At 68.7% G+C, this 17,710-nt stretch carries 11 protein-coding genes; 6 read left to right on the top strand and 5 right to left on the bottom strand.

Translation table 11 applies throughout. From position 1 onward, the window contains the following. Positions 1–223: 223 nt before the first annotated feature. Genes LXT13_RS00845 through LXT13_RS00830 form a run of 4 tightly spaced genes read right to left on the bottom strand, consistent with a single transcriptional unit; the run spans position 224 to position 4,486 of the window. Positions 224–1,678, bottom strand: a complete 1,455-nt coding sequence (locus LXT13_RS00845) for a sigma-54-dependent transcriptional regulator (RefSeq protein ID WP_233369707.1) — start codon at positions 1,676–1,678, stop codon at positions 224–226. Continuing rightward, entirely contained in the window at positions 1,675–3,390 is a 1,716-nt protein-coding gene (locus LXT13_RS00840; RefSeq protein ID WP_233369706.1) for a sensor histidine kinase, read from the bottom strand. Before LXT13_RS00840 ends, LXT13_RS00845 begins: the two co-directional genes overlap by 4 nt. Then, the gene (locus tag LXT13_RS00835; RefSeq protein WP_233369705.1) at positions 3,387–3,629 is read right to left on the bottom strand and encodes a PP0621 family protein; all 243 of its coding nucleotides are present in this window, start codon (positions 3,627–3,629) and stop codon (positions 3,387–3,389) included. Before LXT13_RS00835 ends, LXT13_RS00840 begins: the two co-directional genes overlap by 4 nt. Next, on the bottom strand, positions 3,626–4,486 hold the full coding sequence (locus tag LXT13_RS00830; protein ID WP_233369704.1) for a cytochrome C assembly family protein: 861 nt from the start codon (positions 4,484–4,486) through the stop codon (positions 3,626–3,628). The genes LXT13_RS00835 and LXT13_RS00830 overlap by 4 nt, the downstream gene beginning before the upstream one ends. A gap of 58 nt (positions 4,487–4,544) precedes the next feature. Here LXT13_RS00830 and ffh point away from each other — a divergent pair, with 58 nt between their 5' ends. Together ffh and LXT13_RS00820 are read left to right on the top strand one after the other, a co-directional pair. Continuing rightward, complete coding sequence (ffh, locus tag LXT13_RS00825) at positions 4,545–5,930, top strand: signal recognition particle protein (protein WP_233369703.1); 1,386 nt, start codon at positions 4,545–4,547, stop codon at positions 5,928–5,930. Positions 5,931–6,083: 153 nt separating this feature from the next. Then, complete coding sequence (locus LXT13_RS00820) at positions 6,084–6,626, top strand: hypothetical protein (protein WP_233369702.1); 543 nt, start codon at positions 6,084–6,086, stop codon at positions 6,624–6,626. A 26-nt stretch (positions 6,627–6,652) separates the two neighbouring features. On the opposite strand, the gene ftsY is transcribed toward LXT13_RS00820, so the two are convergent. Continuing rightward, positions 6,653–7,846, bottom strand: coding sequence for a signal recognition particle-docking protein FtsY (ftsY, locus tag LXT13_RS00815; RefSeq protein ID WP_233369701.1), 1,194 nt, complete (start codon positions 7,844–7,846; stop codon positions 6,653–6,655). A gap of 160 nt (positions 7,847–8,006) precedes the next feature. Here ftsY and LXT13_RS00810 point away from each other — a divergent pair, with 160 nt between their 5' ends. The 4 genes from LXT13_RS00810 (at position 8,007) to LXT13_RS00795 (ending at position 17,690) form a co-directional block, all read left to right on the top strand. Next, positions 8,007–11,918, top strand: coding sequence for a beta-galactosidase (locus tag LXT13_RS00810; protein WP_233369700.1), 3,912 nt, complete (start codon positions 8,007–8,009; stop codon positions 11,916–11,918). A 108-nt stretch (positions 11,919–12,026) separates the two neighbouring features. Beyond that, positions 12,027–13,190 carry a beta-galactosidase BglB gene (gene bglB, locus LXT13_RS00805; protein ID WP_233369699.1) on the top strand — a complete coding sequence of 388 codons (1,164 nt, stop codon included), beginning with the start codon at positions 12,027–12,029 and terminating at the stop codon, positions 13,188–13,190. Between the two features lie 109 nt (positions 13,191–13,299). Beyond that, entirely contained in the window at positions 13,300–14,961 is a 1,662-nt protein-coding gene (locus LXT13_RS00800) for an MFS transporter (protein WP_233369698.1), read from the top strand. After that, positions 14,958–17,690, top strand: coding sequence for an exo-rhamnogalacturonan lyase family protein (locus tag LXT13_RS00795; RefSeq protein ID WP_233369697.1), 2,733 nt, complete (start codon positions 14,958–14,960; stop codon positions 17,688–17,690). The genes LXT13_RS00800 and LXT13_RS00795 overlap by 4 nt, the downstream gene beginning before the upstream one ends. The last annotated feature ends 20 nt before the right edge of the window (positions 17,691–17,710 follow it).

Genomic DNA, 17,710 nt, shown 5'->3' with positions numbered 1-17,710 from the left:
AAACCCAGGGGCTTCGCGGCGCACCGCAAGCGCCCCTCGCGGCGCACACCCCGATGGATAAAGGGCTTGCCGGCCACAACCCGCATGGTCATTGATCAGGCGCCACGATTCCGGCCCGCAAGCCGCATCGTTGCTGGGTTTGCGCCATCACCGGCCGGCGTTGAAAAACGCCCGCGCGCAGATTCAAGCAGGGCAAATCCCGAGCGAGATCCCTAACCGCAGGTCAGTTCTCGCCGACCGAGATGGCCAGCCGCGCCATGCGGTAGCGGATCTGGCGCAGCGACAGTCCCAGGCTGGCGGCCGCCGCCGTGCGGTTGAAACGGTGCTGCTCCAGCGCGCGCAGCAGGATGGCGCGCTCCACTTCGTCCAGATAGCCTGCCAGGTCTGTAGGTAACTGCTCGGGCAGCGACAAGCCGTCAGCCACCGGCGCAGCCGTCATCGGCACCTCCAGCGCGTCGAGCACGGAGTCACAGCGGTTGTCGTCCAGCAGGGTGTCGGGGAGGCCGAGGTCACCGGCGTCGATCCATTCGCCGCCGGCGAGCGCCAGCGCACGATGCAACAGGTTCTCCAGCTCGCGCACGTTGCCGGGGAAGCCATAGCGCGCCAGCGTCTGCAGCGCCGCCTCGGTCAGCTGCGGCGGCGGAGACACGCCGGCATCCTGCGCGATACGGGCCAGCAGCCGGGCGCTGATCAGGCCCAGGTCCTCCAGCCGTTCGCGCAGCGGCGGCACGCGGATCTGGATGACGTTGAGCCGGTAGAACAAATCCTGGCGGAAGCGGCCCGCGGCCACCTCGGCCGCCAAGTCCTTGTGCGTCGCACTGACGATGCGGACGTTGATAGGCGTCTCAGCCGTCGCGCCCACCGGGCGCACGGAGCGCTCCTGGATGACGCGCAGCAGCTTACTCTGCATCGCGAGCGGCAGGTCGCCGATCTCGTCTAGGAACAGCGTGCCACCATCTGCCGCCTGGAAGAAGCCCTCGCGGTCCTCATTCGCGCCGGTGAAGGCGCCCTTCCGATAGCCGAAGAACTCGGCCTCCAGCAGGTTCTCGGGAATGGCACCGCAGTTGACGGCGACGAAGCGCTGGCCGGCGCGGGCGCCATGGTCGTGGATGGCGCGGGCCACCAGCTCCTTGCCGGTGCCGGACTCACCCTGCACCAGCACCGGCGCCATGCTGCGTCCGACCTTGTCGATCAGCGCGCGCACGGCGCGGATGGGGGGCGACTCGCCCACCAGGCGCTGCGCAGTCGACGGACCCGCGCCCGCGCGCGGCGGCGCCGAGGCCGGCTCGGCCGCCCGCGCAGCGGGCTGACGCCCGAGTGCGGACCCGACGACCAGGCGGAACTGCCGCAGGTCCACCGGCTTGGTGAGGTAGTCGTAGGCGCCGGCCTTCAGCGCCTCGACCGCGTTCTCGGCTGAGCCGAAGGCGGTGATGACGATGGCCTTCTCCGGCCTGCCGGCCTGATCCATCCAGCGCAGCAAGGCCAGGCCGGTCTGGTCAGGCAGTTTCATGTCGGTGATGACGGCGCTGTACTGCCGGGCCTGCAGATGCGCCAGCGCCTCGGCGACGGTGCCGGCGCTGTCGATCTCATAGCCCTCGCGCAGCAGCGTGAGCTCGTAGAGAGTGCGCAGGTCGGGCTCGTCGTCGACGACCAGCAGGCGCGGCGGGGCAGTGCTCATGCGTCAGGGGGGGTGCTCAGTCGCACGCAGAACTCGTTGGCCGCGCCATCGGACGCGCGGCGGAAATCGATGCGAGCGCCATGGCGCTCGCAAAGCTCACGGCAAATATAGAGGCCCAGCCCCGAACCGCGGCTGCGCGTTGAGAAGAAGGGCTCGAACAGCAGGCGCTCCACCTCCGGCGCCACCGGCGGGCCGGCGCTACGCACGACCAGGCTCACCGTCTCGCCTTCGCGCGCCAACGTCACGCGGATCGTGCCTTCGCCGTCCACGGCGTGGCGCAGCGCGTTGTCCAGGAGGTTGACGAGCACGCGGCGCAGGTGCTCGGGGTCGAACAGCGCATGCAGGCCCTCCTCGGCCACCTTCAGCTGGAAGCGGCCCTGCGCGCCGGACTCGACGCCGTTGACGACGATCCAGTCGACGCAGGTCTCGTGCACCAGCTCGCTGACGTCCAGCACCTGCGTGTCCGGCTGCACGCCGGGTGCCACCTCGGTCACATCGTCGACCAGCCGCTTGAGCCGCTGCACGTTGGATGCCACCATACGCGTCAGGTCCTCGGCCCGCATGCCGGCCACGTCCTCCGCGATGAGCGCATTGGCCTGTGCGATGGCCGCCAGCGGGTTGCGGATCTCGTGCGCGATGCCGGCGGACACCCGGCCCATCGCGGCCAGCTTCTCCTGCCGCGTGCGCGCCAGCAGCTCGCGGTTGTCCTCCACGAACATCACGCACAGCTCCTCGCTGCCCTCGCGCTGGCGCGTGAAGCGCAGACGCAGCCGCAGGCTGCGGCTCGGCCCGCTGTCCAGCGGCAGGTCCACATCCAGCTCGGCGCCCGCGCCACCCACCCCGCCCGCGTACGTGCGCTCCAGCGCCTGCACGATGGGCTGCCAGTCGGCACGACCGCGAAGCTGCCAGCTGAGCTCGCCGCTGGCAGCCCCCAGCAGCACGCGCGCCGCCGGGTTCATCGCGCGGATGCGGCCACGCCGATCGACGACGAGCACGCCCTCCTGCATCTCGTCGATGACGAGGCGGTTCAACAGCTCCTGCTGCCGGGCCAGCGCCAGGCTGCCACGGGCCGCCCGTTCCTCCCGGGCCAGCCGCGCGCTCAGCTCGCCGGCCAGCAGGCTGACCGCGAAGAGGCCGCTGCCGACGAGCCCGGCCTGCGTCGTCTTCAGGCCCACATCCTCGCCGCTAAGCAGCGCCCACCCGGCCGCGCCCAGCAGCGCCAGCGTCGCCATCGCGGCGGTGGCCAGCGCAAGCAGCCGCGGGCTCAGCACAGCGGCCATCAGCACCGGCATGACGAAGAGCGCCCCGTAGTTCACGCCGCTGCGGTCCAGCGCATGCAGCACGCCGAACAGCACCAGGTCGATGCCGATGGCCGTCCACCAGTGCAGGCTCCGGATGCTTGCCAGGCTGCGCGGCGTGACGCCACGGCGCAGCTGCGGGAACAGCCACAGCAGCACCGCCGCAGCCGCGTAGGACGCGCTCAACGCCTGCGTCGAGCCCGCTGGCGGCGTGGACAGCAGCGCGACGATGAGCTGCGCGGCGATCAGCGCCAGGCCCAGCGCGGCGCGGGCGGCCAGAAAGGCCCGGTACAGGCGTGAAAACGCGGCGCTGCCCTCTGCGGGCTCCGCCGGCGGGGACTCGACGAACCAGCTCGACCCGGCCCGTCCGCCGGACGCGCGAGGCGCGGCCTGGGACAGCCTCGCCGCGTTCAAGCCGAGCCCTGCCGGGCCTCGAAGCTGGCCCGGTGCGCCGCGCTGCAGAAGGCGCCACCCCGGCCCGGCAGCGCCTCGTCGGCCGGTAGGTGCATGCCGCACTCGGCACAGCGCAGCATCGCCTTGGGTGAAGGTGGCGGCGCCGGCGTGCGGGCCTCAGGTTCATGCGGCCGGCCGCGCCTGGCGCCGAGCATGAAGAACAGCAACGCCAGCAAACCCAGCAACAACAAATACTTCATGCGCCGGCTCCCCGCTGCAGGATGACTTCCAGCACGAAACGCGAGCCGGCATACGACAGCAACAGCAGACCGGCTCCGGCGTACAGCCAGCGCGTCGCCCGCCGGCCGCGCCAGCCGTAGATGCGCCGCCCCACAAGCAGTCCGGTCAGCACGAGCCAGCCGAGCACGGCCAGCAGGTTCTTGTGATCCCACTTCCAGCTAGGCGTGAACCACCAGCCCAGAAGGATCGCGAGCGACAGCACGCCCACGCCGGCTGCGACAAACTGGAACGTCAACCGCTCAAGCTGCAGCAGCGGCATGCCCCCGGCCCCCGGCTGCTTGTGGCGCAGCCGCGCCTCGGCGCGGTTCATCAGCGCCGCATGCAGCACGGCCACGCCAAACAGCCCGTAGGACGCGAGGCCCAGCACCCAGTGCAGCGGCGCCCAGGGCGACGCCGCCGTGGGACGGCTCTCGCCCGGGAAGCTCCAGGCCAGCAGCACGGCCACCGCCGCCAGCCAGGCCAGCACGCGGCGCACGCTGTGTAGCGGCAGGAAGCGGCTTTCGACCAGATAGACCGTCAGCACCAGCCAGGTCGTCATCGACAGCGCAGGCGCGAAACCGAAGCGCGCACCGGGCGTGGCCAGGCCGTAGCCCGAGATGTCGATGAACAGCGCGACGAACTGCGCCGTCCAGGCCAGCGCCATCGGCGGCACCGAACGCAAAGGCGGGCGCGAGGCCAGATCGGCATTGCCGGCCCGCAGCAGGCCGACCCAGACATAGCCCAGCAGGGCCAGGCCGCTGGCGATGGCCAGCGCGATGGTGGGCCCGAAGGCCTGGGCCGGGGCGGCTTCCCCCAGGAGGGCGGGCGATAAACTCATGGGTCGCAGTGTACTTTTGGCCCGTCGCCGTTCTGCCGACGCCAGACCCCTCCCCACCATGGCATCCACCCTCACCGACCGCCTGAGTCGCCTTGTCAAGACGATGCGCGGCCAGGCCCGCATCACCGAGACCAACGTCCAGGACATGTTGCGCGAAGTGCGCATGGCGCTGCTGGAGGCCGACGTGGCGCTGCCCGTGGTGCGCGACTTCATCGCCCGCGTGAAGGAGAAGGCGCTGGGCCAGGAGGTTGTCGGCTCGCTGAACCCGGGTCAGGTGCTGGTCTCCGTCGTGCACAAGGAACTCGCCGCGACGATGGGCGAGGGCGTGGCCGACATCAACCTGGCCGCGCAGCCGCCCGCCGTCATCCTCATGGCCGGCCTGCAGGGTGCCGGCAAGACGACGACGACCGCCAAGCTCACCAAGCACCTGATAGACAAGCGCAAGAAGAAGGTGCTGACGGTCTCCGCCGACGTCTACCGCCCCGCCGCCATCGAGCAGCTGAAGACGGTGACGAAGCAGGCTGGCGGGGAATGGTTCCCGTCCGAGCCGGACCAGAAGCCGCGCGACATCGCGCTGGCCGCGCTTGACCATGCCAAGCGCCACTACTTCGACGTGCTGCTGGTCGACACGGCCGGCCGCCTGGCCATCGACGAAGCGTTGATGGCCGAGATCAAGGAACTGCACGCGGTGCTGAACCCGGTCGAGACGCTGTTCGTCGTCGACGCGATGCAGGGCCAGGACGCGATCAACACGGCCAAGGCCTTCAAGGAGGCGCTGCCGCTGACCGGTGTCATCCTGACCAAGTTGGACGGCGACTCGCGCGGCGGCGCGGCGCTGTCGGTGCGCCAGATCACCGGCGCGCCAATCAAGTTCGCGGGCGTCTCCGAGAAGATCGACGGCCTGGAGGTGTTCGACGCCGACCGCCATGCCGGCCGCGTGCTGGGCATGGGCGACATCGTGGCCCTGGTCGAACAGGTCACGCAGAGCGTGGACCTGGCCTCGGCCCAGGCTATGGCCGAGAAGCTCAAGAGCGGCAGCGGCTTCGACCTGAACGACTTCCTGCAGCAGATCGCGCAGATGAAGAAGATGGGCGGCCTCGGCGGCCTGATGGACAAGCTGCCGCAGAACATGATGGGCGGCAAGCAGCCCGGCCAGGCCGACATGGACCGCGCCGAGCGTGACATGAAGCGCATGGAAGGCATCCTGCGCGCAATGACCGCCAAGGAGCGCACCCACCCCGCGCTGCTGATGGACGGCAAGAGCAAGGCCTCGCGCAAGAAGCGCATCGCTCAGGGCGCCGGCGTGCAGATCCAGGACGTCAACCGCCTGCTGAACCAGTTCGACCAGATGCAGCAGATGATGAAGAAGATGAAGGGCGGCGGCCTCATGAAGATGATGAAGCGCATGGGCGGCATGAAAGGCCTCGGCGGCCTGATGGGCTAAGGGTTGTCCTCAGGGCGAGAACGCCAGCTTCTCGTGGCGCGAACAGCAGGGACAGTCTCGCGACAGCGCCGTCACATGTCCTCACATCTCCTCCCCAGTTAAAGGGAGGTGCGCACATGGTCAAGCACCAAGCTCACCGGTAGCCTCGCGGCCATGCTGAATCTCCATCTCCCCCGCACAGTCGGCGCCTGGCTCGATCGCCTCAAGCACCCTCACGACGAGCCCGATCTTGCGCCCGCGGACACGGTGTTGCGCTGGCCGCCGACGCCGTCACGGGTCCTGTCCAGCGCAGAACGCCACGCCCACAAATGCCTGACGAAGGCGCTGGCGCTGCAGCATCCGAAGGGCTTCCTGCTGTCGCACGTGCCGCTGCACAAGCTGGTGCGCGTGCCACGCAAGAACTCCTACCGTGAATGGCTGTCGCGCACCGGCCTGCTGACGGCCGACTTCGCGCTGTGCGACGAACACGGCTATGTCTGCGCCGTCGTGCTGATGCCCGTCGCCGAGGATCAGGTGCGGCAGCTGCGCCGGCGCGAACGCCTGCTGCGCGTGCTGGAAGCCACGGGCCTGCCCGTGGAGCTATGGGAACGCGGCTGGCAGGGCGATGACGACGAGACGATGCGCCGCAATCTCTTCCACCGCGCCGCGCCGCGAGCCGACGGCTACTACGCCGACACGCCGCACGCGGAGCACTGAGCAACGGCGGCCGCCGTCCGGCCGCCCTATTCCAGCAGCGCCCGGGCGAACTCGCGGGCGCTGAAGGTCTCCAGGTCTTCGAGCTTCTCGCCCACGCCGATGAAGTACACCGGCACCGGCCGCTCGCGCGCGATGGCCGCCAACACGCCGCCCTTGGCCGTGCCGTCCAGCTTGGTGACGATGAGGCCCGTCAGGCCCAGCGCCTCGTCGAAGGCCTTCACCTGGCTCAACGCGTTCTGCCCGGTGTTGCCGTCCACCACCAGCAGCACCTCGTGCGGCGCGTCGGCCTGAGCCTTGGTGACGACACGCTTGATCTTCTTCAGCTCCTCCATCAGGTGGAGCTGGGTCGGCAGCCGACCGGCCGTGTCGGCGATGACGACATCGGCCCCGCGGGCTCGACCGGCATTGACCGCATCGAACGACACGGCCGCCGGGTCGCCGCCCTCCTGGCTGATGATCTCCACCTGGGCGCGGTCGGCCCACACGCCCAGTTGCTCCCGCGCCGCGGCACGGAACGTGTCGGCGGCGGCCAGCAGCACGCGCTGGTTGGCTTCGGCGAGATGGCGGGTCAGCTTGCCGATGCTGGTCGTCTTGCCGGCGCCGTTGACGCCGACGACCATCATGATGGTGGGCGTGAAGCGCCCCACTTCGAGGCCCTTCTCCAGCGGCGCGAGCAGCTCCGCAAGCGCGTCCACGAGCAGGCCGCGCACGGTCTGCGGGTCCGTGGCACGCGCTTCCTTGACGCGGCGCCTCAGGTCCTCGAGCAGGAACTGCGTGGCCTTGACGCCGGTGTCGGCCAGCAGCAGCGCCTCCTCCAGCTCCTCATAGAGCTGTTCGTCGATCTGCGTGCCGGCGAAGACGTTGGCGATGCTGCTGCCTGTCTTGCGCAGGCCGGCGCGCAGACGCTCCATCCAGCTCTGCCGCGGCGGCGGCGCGATGGGGGCCGGCGTCGGCGCGGGCGTGGGCGTCGGTGCGGGGGTGGGCGCCGGGCTTGCGACCGGCGCCGGTGCGGCAACAAGCACCGGCCGGGGGGGCGGCGTGGCAGGCGCAGGCGTTGGCGCGGGAGCTGCCACCGGCGCGGGTGACGACGTTGCGGCAGGCAGCGGCGCAGGCTCAGGAGCGGGCCGGCTGGCCGGCTTCGTGACCCAGCCTTCGGGCAACAGGGTGGGCGCGTCGTCGGCGGGTGCGGGCGGCGGCGCCTTCTTGAAGAAACTGAACATAGAGCGCCATTTTCGCCGGCTCTCGCACGGCAGTGTCCGGCGGCCCTTCCAGGCCGTCATCCGAACGGCACCGTGATGCGGCTTTCTCGCAAGCGCTTGATTTTTTGGCCGCCGGGAACCGGGTGACACTGAACATGGCCCCCTGCATCCCGATCCGCACATGCCAGCTGCCTTTGCCTCGTCGCCCCGCTCCGCCCTCCGGCTGGTCTCGCTGGCTTCGCTGTTGCTGTGTGCCGCAGTTCACGCGCAAGACCTGCCGGGCCAGCAAGCGCCCACGGCCGTCAGCGCCCAGACCAGCACGCAGCTGCAGGTGAAGAAGAGCGAGCGCACCTTCCTGATGTCGGCCTTCATGGCCACGTCGCAGAACACGCTGAGCCTGTTCTCGTCCACCGACGGCATCAATTTCACGTCACTGGGCTCAGAGGTCTACACGCCGGCCAAGGAACTGCTGCGCGACCCATCTATCGTCCGCGCCGCCGATGGCCTCTACTACGTCGCCTACACGACCAACTGGAACGGCTCGACCTTCGGCATCGCCAAGTCCGCTGATCTGAAGAACTGGACTCACGTGGCCGACGTGCCGGTCAAGCTGCCCGGCGTGACGAACGTGTGGGCGCCGGAATGGTTCCGCGACAACGACGGGAGCCTGAAGCTGGTCGTGAGCCTGTCCAAGGCCGGCACCAAGGGCCCGTTCGCGGCCTACTCAGTCAAGGCGCTGGACGCCGGCCTTGCGACCTTCGGCGACCCGGTGCCCATGCAGGGGCTGGAACGCAACTACATCGACACCTTCGTCATCCCCGACGAAGGCCGCTACGTCGCATTCGCGAAGAACGAGACCACCAAGTTCATCGAGATGGCCACCGCACCAACGCTGGACGGCCCGTGGACGCTGCAGAAGACCGGCGACTGGGCCGGCTGGGGTGGCCCGTCGGAGGGCCAGGCGCTGGTGCCCATCAAGGACGCGGATGGCAAGCCCGGTTGGCGCATCTACTTTGACGACTACACGACCAAGCGCTACTGGTATTCCGACAGCTTCGACGGACTACAGACGTGGACGCCGAAGAGGGAGCTGGGCGGCGTGTCGGGCACGGTGCGGCACTTCACCGTCATCTCCGAAGACACCGCGCAACTGGAACGAGCGACGGCGCCGAAGGCCAAACCCAAGGCCATCGCCTGGGACCGCCATTCGCTGATCATCGACGGCAAGCGCGAGATGATCTTCGCCGGCGAGATCCACCCCTTCCGCCTGCCCTCGCCCAGCCTGTGGCGTGACGTGCTGCAGAAGATGAAGGCCTCGGGCCTGAACGCCGTTTCGTTCTACTTCAGCTGGGGCTACCACTCGGCCAAGCCGGGGCACTACGACTTCACCGGCGTGCGCAACATCGAGCGCGCCATCCAGATGGCCGAGGAAGAAGGCCTCTACGTCATCGCCCGCATGGGCCCATACGTGAACGCAGAGCTGACGGCCGGCGGCTACCCCGGCTGGTTGCTGCGCCAGCGCGCCGAGGCGCGCACCGACGCGGCCGAGTACCAGAACGCCGCCGACGAGTGGATGTCGCAGATCAACGCCATCCTGGCGCGGCATCAGATCACCAACGGCGGCGGCAACGTCATCGCCTACCAGATCGAGAACGAGCTGTTCTCCGTGCAGCCCAAGAACATCCGCCACATGCAGCATCTGGCGGACAAGGCGCGCGCCGACGGCATCACCGTGCCGCTGTTCCACAATGCCGCGTCGCGGCTGCCGGACTGGACGCCAAAGAACTCCACCGCGCCGTTCGCCAACCCCGGCCCGACCGACCTCTACGCCTTCGACGGCTACCCCGGCGGCGTCTGCGGCGTGGACGCCCAACCTGGCACGCCCGCACCAGCGCCGGACTGGGGCATCTACGGCAAGAATTATCCCAAGGTCGGCTCGCTGGCCTCGCCCAACACGCCAGGCTTCGTCGCCGAGATCGGCGCGGGCTGGTTCGACTACTGGGGCAGCAACGGCACCTACGAGTGCACGGCCCAGCGCCAGGGCGGCGGCTATGAGCGCGTGTTTTACGGCAGCAGCCTTATCAACGCACTGACCATCCACAGCATCTACATGGCCTTCGGCGGCACCAGCTGGGGCTGGCAGCCGGGGCCCATCGTCTACACGAGCTACGACTACGGCGCGCCGATCAGCGAGGCCCGCGTCATGCGCGACAAGGCGCTGGTGCTCAAGCAGCTGGGTGGCTTCGTGCAGGCGGCCACGCCCGTGCTGGCGCAGATGGACAAGGGTGAGCCGCTGGAGAGCGGCAACGCCAAGGTCAGGCTCTATCACAACGTCAACAAGACGCTTGGCAGCCATGTACTGCTCGCCCAGCACAACCAGTTGACCGGCACCGAAGCGTTCTCGTTCAAGCTGCAGACGACCGACGGCAGCTATGCCGTGCCGCAGGCCGGCAAGCTGACGTTGACCGGTCAAGACGCCAAGCTGCTGCTGGCCAGCTACGCGCTGGAACGGCATCACCTCGTCTACAGCACCAGCGAGCTGCAGGCCCAGCTGCAGCAGGGCCCGCGCGACGTTGCGCTGTTCTACGGCCGCAACGGCGACGACGGCGAAACCGTGCTGCGCTACACAGCGAAACCGACCGTCAAACTGCTGCGCGGCCAGGCGCAGGTGAACTGGAACGCGAAGAGCGGCGACCTGCGGCTGAACTACGCGCACACCGGCCTCATCGAAATCTTCGTCAGCGGCGGCGGCCGTTCGCCCTTGTTGCTGCTGATCGCCGACGAAAGGACGGGCCAGGAGTTCTGGCGCCTGAAGTCGAGTGACCAGGCCGTTCTGGTGCGCAGCCCGGGCCTCGTCCGCACGGCGGTCATCGACGGCAAGACGCTCAAGTTGACCGGCGACACGACCGCGCCGAGCGCGCTGCGCGCCTGGGTGCCCGACGGCATCACCGCCCTCGCCTTCGACGGGCAGCCCATCGCGACGAACGCGCAGGACTTCAGTCTCGCCACCCGCACCGCCCTGCCCGGCCCGGATGCCATCAAACTGCCCGACCTGACGCAGCTGGCGTGGACGCGCCGCTTCGACTCGCTCGAAGCCGACCCGGCCTTCGACGACAGCGCGTGGCGCAAGACGGACGCCGCCGCGTCGGCCGCCAACGTCTACACCGCGCCCGATAAAGGCCAGCCCGTGCTGTCGATGAGCGACTACGGCTTCCACCACGGCGACGTCTGGTACCGCGGCCGCTTCACGACGAAGGATGCCAAGCCGCAGCAGCTGGAGCTGTTCTTCGGCGGTGGCGGCGCCGGCATGATTCAGGTCTGGCTGGACGGCAAGTTCCTCGGCCAGCAGGAGAACGACACTGGCCGGCCCTTCCCCGAGACGACCGACACCTTCAAGCGGCTGCTGAAAGACCTGTCGCCGGGCGAGCATGTGCTGGCCGCCGTCGTGCGCAACGGATCGCACAACTGGGACCTTTTTGCCGACGACGCGCACAAGGAAGCGCGCGGCCTCATCGCCGCCTCCATCGCGCCCAAGGGCGGCCAACGCTTCGCCACGCCGATCGCCTGGAAGATACAGGGCAACAGGGGCGGCGAGGACATCGCCGACCTCGTGCGCGGCCCGATGAACAACGGCGGCCTGTTTGGTGAGCGCATGGGCTGGTACCTGCCGGTCGATCCGGCCAGGCCACAGGCCGGCTGGGACGCTGCTGCGCCCAACGCCGCCCCGCCCGCCCCCGGCACATACTGGCTGCGCACGAACTTCAAGCTCGATCTGCCGCAAGGTCATGACGTGCAGCTGGGCCTGGCGTTCGGCGACACGAGCAAGCCGCGCTCCGAAGTCGAGAACCGCGCGCTGATCTTCGTCAACGGCTGGAACCTGGGCCAGTTCATCGCCCATGTCGGCCCGCAGCGCTTGTTCGTGCTGCCGCCGGGCATCCTCAACCCCAACGGCGACAACACACTGACGCTGGCCGTCACCACCGATGGTCAGCCCGCCAACGCGCTGGAGGCCGTGCGTCTCGTGCCGCTGGCCGTGGTCCGCGGTGGTGTGCCGCTGGAAACCGTGCCGCAGCCGCGCACGCTGCAACGATGAGCAGCGCCGCCGAACGCCTCACCATCCTGGCCGCCTGCATCGCGCTGGCGCTGGTGGCAGGCACCGTACTGGCCCTCCATTTCTAGAAGCAGTACCCGAGACAAGACCATGTCCAACCAGATCCTCAAGCCCGTCGATTCCTCCAAGATCCACCCGCTGCTGGCCCACCACACGGCCCACCTCGGCGCGGACCGCGACGACATCCGCAGCGCCATCGACCGGCTGATCCACAACCTGATCAACATCGAGGACAAGGACGGCAAGTTCCTGCTGCGCCTGGACGACGGGCGCGTGCTGGACACCAAGGGCTGGAACGGCTTCGAGTGGACGCACGGCGTCGGCCTGTACGGCGTCTACAAGGTCTGGGAGCTGACGGGCGACCCCAAGGCCTGGGACATCATGACCAGCTGGTTCGAGGCACGCTTCAAGGAGGGCATGCCCAGCCGCAATATCAACACGGTGGCGCCTTTCCTGACGCTGGCCTTCCTGTTCGAGCGCGCCGGCGATCGCCGCTATCTGCCCTACATCGACCGGTGGGCCGAGTGGGTCTACCGCGACCTGCCGCGCACCGAGGAAGGCGGCTTCCAGCACATCGTCTACAACAGCGTGAACCACCAGCAGCTGTGGGACGACACACTGATGATGTCAGTCCTGCCGCTGGCCAAGTTCGGCCTGCTGCTGAACCGACCGCACTACATCGAGGAAGCCAAGCGCCAGTTCCTCGTCCACATCAAATACCTGTCCGACCGCAAGACCGGCCTGTGGTTCCACGGCTGGACGTTCGACGGCCGCCACAACTTCGCCAACGCGCTGTGGGCGCGCGGCAACTCGTGGGTCACCATCGTCATCCCTGAGTTCATCGAGCTGCTGAACCTGCCCGAGGGCGACGCCTTCCGCCAATTCCTCGTCTCGACGCTGGAAGCGCAGGTGAGCGCGCTGGCCAAGTGCCAGTCGCCGTCCGGCCTGTGGCCTACGCTGCTGGACGACCCGACCTCGTACGACGAGGCAGCGGCTTCTGCCGGCTTCGCCTACGGCATCCTGAAGGCCGTTCGCAAGGGCTACATCTCCAAGGACTACGAGTCCTTCGGCGTGAAGGCCGCGCTGGCCGTGCGCAAGCACATCAACGACACGGGCGAGCTGACCCAGGTGAGCTTCGGCACGCCGGTGTTCAACACGCTGCAGGAATACAAGGACATCCCGCTCACGTCCATGCCGTTCGGGCAGGCGATGGCACTGCTGGCGATGGGCGAGCTGCTGGTGCGGTTCATCTGACGGGCCACACGGCAATAGGGGTTGGTTCCATGACCCCACCCGTTATTCGCCCAGGCGGGCTCCACAAATAACAAGCGCGTGAACAACCACGGCGCAGACAGCCAGAGACATGAATCCGCCCCCAAATCTCCATCCCTCCGCCAAAGAGCCCACCTGGATCAACTACTGGGGCTGGGGCTCCGGCGACGTGCTGGGCGCCGGCGCGCAAGCCGTCGTCACCGGCTGGCTGTTCTATTTCTTCACGACGTTCTGCGGCCTGTCCGCCGGCGAAGCGGGCCTCATCCTCGGTCTGCCGCGGCTGCTGGAGGCCATCACCTGCCCGCTGATCGGCTATGTGTCCGACAACCTACGCCACACCTGGGTGGGCCGCAAAGTCGGTCGGCGCAAGCTGTTCCTGCTGATCACGATCCCACTGCTGCCCAGCTTCGCGCTCATCTTCCGCGCCGGCCACACGTTCTGGTATTACCTGGCTGCCTTCATCTTCTTCGAGCTGCTCTACACGATGTTTCTCATCCCCTGGGAAACGCTGGCCGCGGAGATGACCAAGGACTACAAGCGCAAGGCTAGGTTCGCTGGCGCGCGCATGATCATTGCGCAGGGCTCGGCCATCCTGGCCTCCTATCTGCCCACGCTGCTGATCAACCAGTTCGGCGGCAAGGATTCGCCCGACACCTTCTTCTGGATGGCCGCCATCTTCGGCGTGGCCTTCTCGGTGGTCGTCACCCTCGTCGTGCTGACGACCTGGGAGCGCCCCTACGGCACGCGGGAGCAGGCCATCATGTCGCAGACCTTCGGCGGCGTGAAGCTGGAGGCCGTGCTGATGATCCCGGTCAAGATGTTCCGGGACCTGTTCTCGACGCTGAAGATCCGCGCCTTCCGCCAGCACCTGGCGATCTACCTCGGCGGCTACCTGTCACAGGACATCTTCAACAGCGCCTTCGCCTTCTTCGTCGCGACGGTGCTGATGGGCGCCACGCTGGCCATCTCGCAGTTGATGACGGTCATGTACGTGGCCCAGCTCGTCTCCGTGATGCTGGCCATCCAGATCGTCATCCGCACCGGCCCCGTGCTGGCCTACCGGCTGGCGGCCGCACTGTTCGGCGCGGCGCTGCTGCTGTATCTAGTGTTCTACGTGGCGCGGCCGGCGGGCTTTGCCGATGGCTTCAAGGCACTGGGCACCAACATCTTCGACGCGTTGAACCCGTCGCTGCCCGGCTTCTCAGCAAGCTTGGCGTTCTGGCTGTTCGTGCCCATCATGCTGGCAGGCCTGGGCCGCGGCACGCTGAACTTCGTGCCTTGGTCGGTCTACAACTACCTGCCCGATGTCGACGAGGCCGTCACCGGCGAACGCCGCGAAGGCATCTTCGCCGGTGTCATGACGCTGGTGCGCAAGCTGGCCCAGAGCGGCGCCATCATGGCCAGCGGCTGGATCATCGATGTGGGCGGCTACATCCGCACGAAGCCCGGCGAGGTCGTCGTGCAGAGCCCCGAGGCCATCCAGACGGTCACCGCGCTGATGGTGGGCGGCCCGATGCTGATGCTCATGCTGGGCGCACTGGCGTCCTGGCGCTTCCGGCTGAACTCGAGTACCCACGCCGTGCTGGTGCACGAGGTCGAGCGACTGCGTGCCGGCGCGACCGAGGCCGAGAGCGCCGAGAACCAGCGCATCGTCGAGGAGCTGACCGGCTGGCCCTATGAACGACTCTGGGGCCGCGCCGCCGGCACCCGGACCATTTCCGAACTTCCTGCTGTCCATCCCGCCCGCCCATGACCGATTTCAGCCGTCGCCACTTCTTCAAGACCGCCGCCCTGCCCGTCGGCGGCCTCGCCGGGCTGGCCACCTTGCCGGCCGCAGCGGCTGCCACGGCGGCCGCAACGCCCCTGCCCGCGGATGCGGATGCATTGCGCTGGCTGGACGGTGGCGCTCCCGTGCTGATGACCGGCGCCACGCTGGGCCTGCCCTGGCCGCGCGGCGCGCATCTGTCGTCCCAGGCCTTCCACGCCACCGGCACCGACGGCCGCCCGCTGCCGCTGCAGACGTGGCCACTGGCCTATTGGCCCGATGGCTCGCTGAAATGGACGGCGCATGCGCTACCCGCCGGTGTCGACGCCGGTGCCGCGCCGCGCATCCTGCCCGGCGCGGCCGAGCAACCTGCGGATACACCCAGGGTCAGCGTCACCGAAAGCCCCGACGCGGTGGACGTGAACACAGGCGTGCTCCGTGTCCGGTTGCCGCGCAGCGGTGACGCGCTCATCCAGCGCATCGAACGCGACGGCCGCGAGTTGCTGGGCCGCTGCCGGCTCGTCGCCCAGGCGGACGACAAGCCCGACGCAGAACAAGGACCGATCACGCAGACCGCCTTCGACAGCCGCATCACCCGGCTGACCGTCGAACAGACCGGGCCGGTGCGGGCGGTCGTCAAGGTCGATGGCCAGCACCGCAGCAGCAGCGGCCGCGCCTGGCTGCCGTTCTCGGTGCGCCTCTACTTCTACGCCGGCGCCGAGTCCGTGCGCGTCATGCACACCTTCGTCTTCGACGGCGATGAGCACAAGGACTTCGTGCGGGGCATCGGCCTGCGCTTCGACGTGCCGATGCGCGATGCGCTGGTCGACCGCCATGTGCGCTTTGCCGGCGAGGCTGGCGGCCTGTGGGCCGAGGGCGTGCGCAATCTGACCGGCCTGCGCCGCGACCCGGGCGCGGCGGTGCGCGAAGCGCAGCTCGCCGGCCGTGCCACGCCGCCGCTGGAGCAATGGGGCGCTCAGGTGCGCAAGCTGCAGCACCGCATTCCGGCCTGGGGCGACTACACGTTGAGCCAACTGAGCGCCGACGGCTTCCAGATCAAGAAGCGCACGAAGGCCGGCCACGGCTGGATCCCCGCCGCCTTCGGCCGTCGCGCACCGGGCACGGGCTACATCGGCGGCGCGAGCGGCGGCATCGCCTTCGGCCTGCGCGACTTCTGGCAGCGCCACCCGACGCAGCTCGACATCCGCAACGCGACGGGCGACGCCGCGCAGGTGACGCTGTGGATGCACGCACCCGAAGCGCCGGCGATGGATCTGCGCTTCTATCACGATGGCCTGGGGCAGGATACCCACGAGCAGGAGCTCGAAGGCCTGGAGATGACGTACGAGGACTACGAGAAGGGCTTCGGCACACCGGTGGGTATTGCGCGCAGCAGCGAGATCACGCTGTGGGCGCTGCCCGCCACGCCCACGCGGGAGCGCTTCGTGCAAATGGCCGCGACCGTGCAGACGCCACCCCAGCTGGCCGCGTCACCGCAGCGTTATCTGTCGGCTGGCGTGTTCGGCCGGCTGTGGAGCCTGCCGGACCGGAGCACGCCGGTGCGGCGCCAGATCGAGGACAAGCTCGACTTTCTGTTCGACTTCTACAGGAAGGAGGTCGAGCAGCGGCACTGGTACGGTTTCTGGGACTACGGCGACATCCGCCACACCTACGACGCCGACCGGCACGAGTGGCGCTACGACGTAGGCGGCTTTGCGTGGGACAACTCGGAGCTGTCGCCCGACCTGTGGCTCTGGTACAGCTACCTGCGCAGCGGTCGCGCCGACATCTTCCGCTTCGCCGAGGCCATGGTCCGGCACACCAGCGAGGTGGATATCTACCACCTCGGCCGCTTCCAGGGTCTGGGCACGCGCCACAACGTGCAGCACTGGGGCTGCAGCGCTAAACAAGCGCGCATCTCGACGGCGGCCTACCGGCGCTTCTACTATTACCTGACGGCCGATGAGCGCGTGGGCGACGTCATGCGCGAAGTGCTGCACGTCGACGCCAAGATGGACGAAGTCGACCCCGTGCGCAAGATCGCCGGCCGCGTGGACAAGGGCCCCTGGCCCGCCCGCATAGGCTTCGGCACCGACTGGGGCTCGGTCGTCGCCAACGTGATGACCGAGTGGGAACGCACCGGCGACCGCCGCTGGCGCGACAAGCTGCTGCGCGGCATGCGCGGCATCGCAGCCATGCCGCACGGCTATTTCACCGGCAGCGGTGGCTACGAGCCGGACGGGCCCAGCGAAGGCGCCTTCCACAACGTCAGCGGCGACAAGATCAGCGCCAGCCACCTGAGCGCGGTCTTTGGCGCGGTGGAAATGAATGCCGAGCTCGTGGAGCTGATCGACGAGCCCGCCTTCAAGGCAGCGTGGCTGCAGTACTGCGAGCTGTACAACGCGCCCAAGGCGCAACAAGTCAAGGCCCTCGGTTCCCCGCACGGCGGCAGCCCGGTGCTGAGCGTGGGGCATTCGCGGCTGACGGCCTACGCCGCGGCGCAGAAGCGCGACGTCGGACTGGCCCGGCGCGCCTGGCACGAGTTCCTGGCCGATGACCCGCGCGGGCAGAAGGCATTGAAGACCACGCGCATCAGCGGGCCGCAGGCGCTGAATGCCGTCGACGAGGCGCCGTGGATCTCGACGAACGACACGGCGCAGTGGGGTCTGGCGGCCATCCAGAACCTGGCGCTGGTGGGGGACCAGTTGACCGACTGACCGGCGGCTCCGCCTCTCCA

The sequence above is a fragment of the Pelomonas cellulosilytica genome (assembly GCF_021353265.1).
Lineage (GTDB): Bacteria > Pseudomonadota > Gammaproteobacteria > Burkholderiales > Burkholderiaceae_C > Pelomonas > Pelomonas cellulosilytica.
This window is presented reverse-complemented; position numbering and strand designations above follow the sequence as displayed.

Excerpts from the sequence above, each read along its gene's own strand:
- LXT13_RS00845 (WP_233369707.1), bottom strand. The coding sequence starts at position 1,678 with ATGAGCACTGCCCCGCCGCGCCTGCTGGTCGTCGACGACGAGCCCGAC.
- LXT13_RS00835 (WP_233369705.1), bottom strand. The coding sequence starts at position 3,629 with ATGAAGTATTTGTTGTTGCTGGGTTTGCTGGCGTTGCTGTTCTTCATG.
- LXT13_RS00830 (WP_233369704.1), bottom strand. The coding sequence starts at position 4,486 with ATGAGTTTATCGCCCGCCCTCCTGGGGGAAGCCGCCCCGGCCCAGGCC.
- ffh (WP_233369703.1), top strand. The coding sequence starts at position 4,545 with ATGGCATCCACCCTCACCGACCGCCTGAGTCGCCTTGTCAAGACGATG.
- LXT13_RS00820 (WP_233369702.1), top strand. The coding sequence starts at position 6,084 with ATGCTGAATCTCCATCTCCCCCGCACAGTCGGCGCCTGGCTCGATCGC.
- ftsY (WP_233369701.1), bottom strand. The coding sequence starts at position 7,846 with ATGTTCAGTTTCTTCAAGAAGGCGCCGCCGCCCGCACCCGCCGACGAC.
- LXT13_RS00810 (WP_233369700.1), top strand. The coding sequence starts at position 8,007 with ATGCCAGCTGCCTTTGCCTCGTCGCCCCGCTCCGCCCTCCGGCTGGTC.
- bglB (WP_233369699.1), top strand. The coding sequence starts at position 12,027 with ATGTCCAACCAGATCCTCAAGCCCGTCGATTCCTCCAAGATCCACCCG.
- LXT13_RS00800 (WP_233369698.1), top strand. The coding sequence starts at position 13,300 with ATGAATCCGCCCCCAAATCTCCATCCCTCCGCCAAAGAGCCCACCTGG.
- LXT13_RS00795 (WP_233369697.1), top strand. The coding sequence starts at position 14,958 with ATGACCGATTTCAGCCGTCGCCACTTCTTCAAGACCGCCGCCCTGCCC.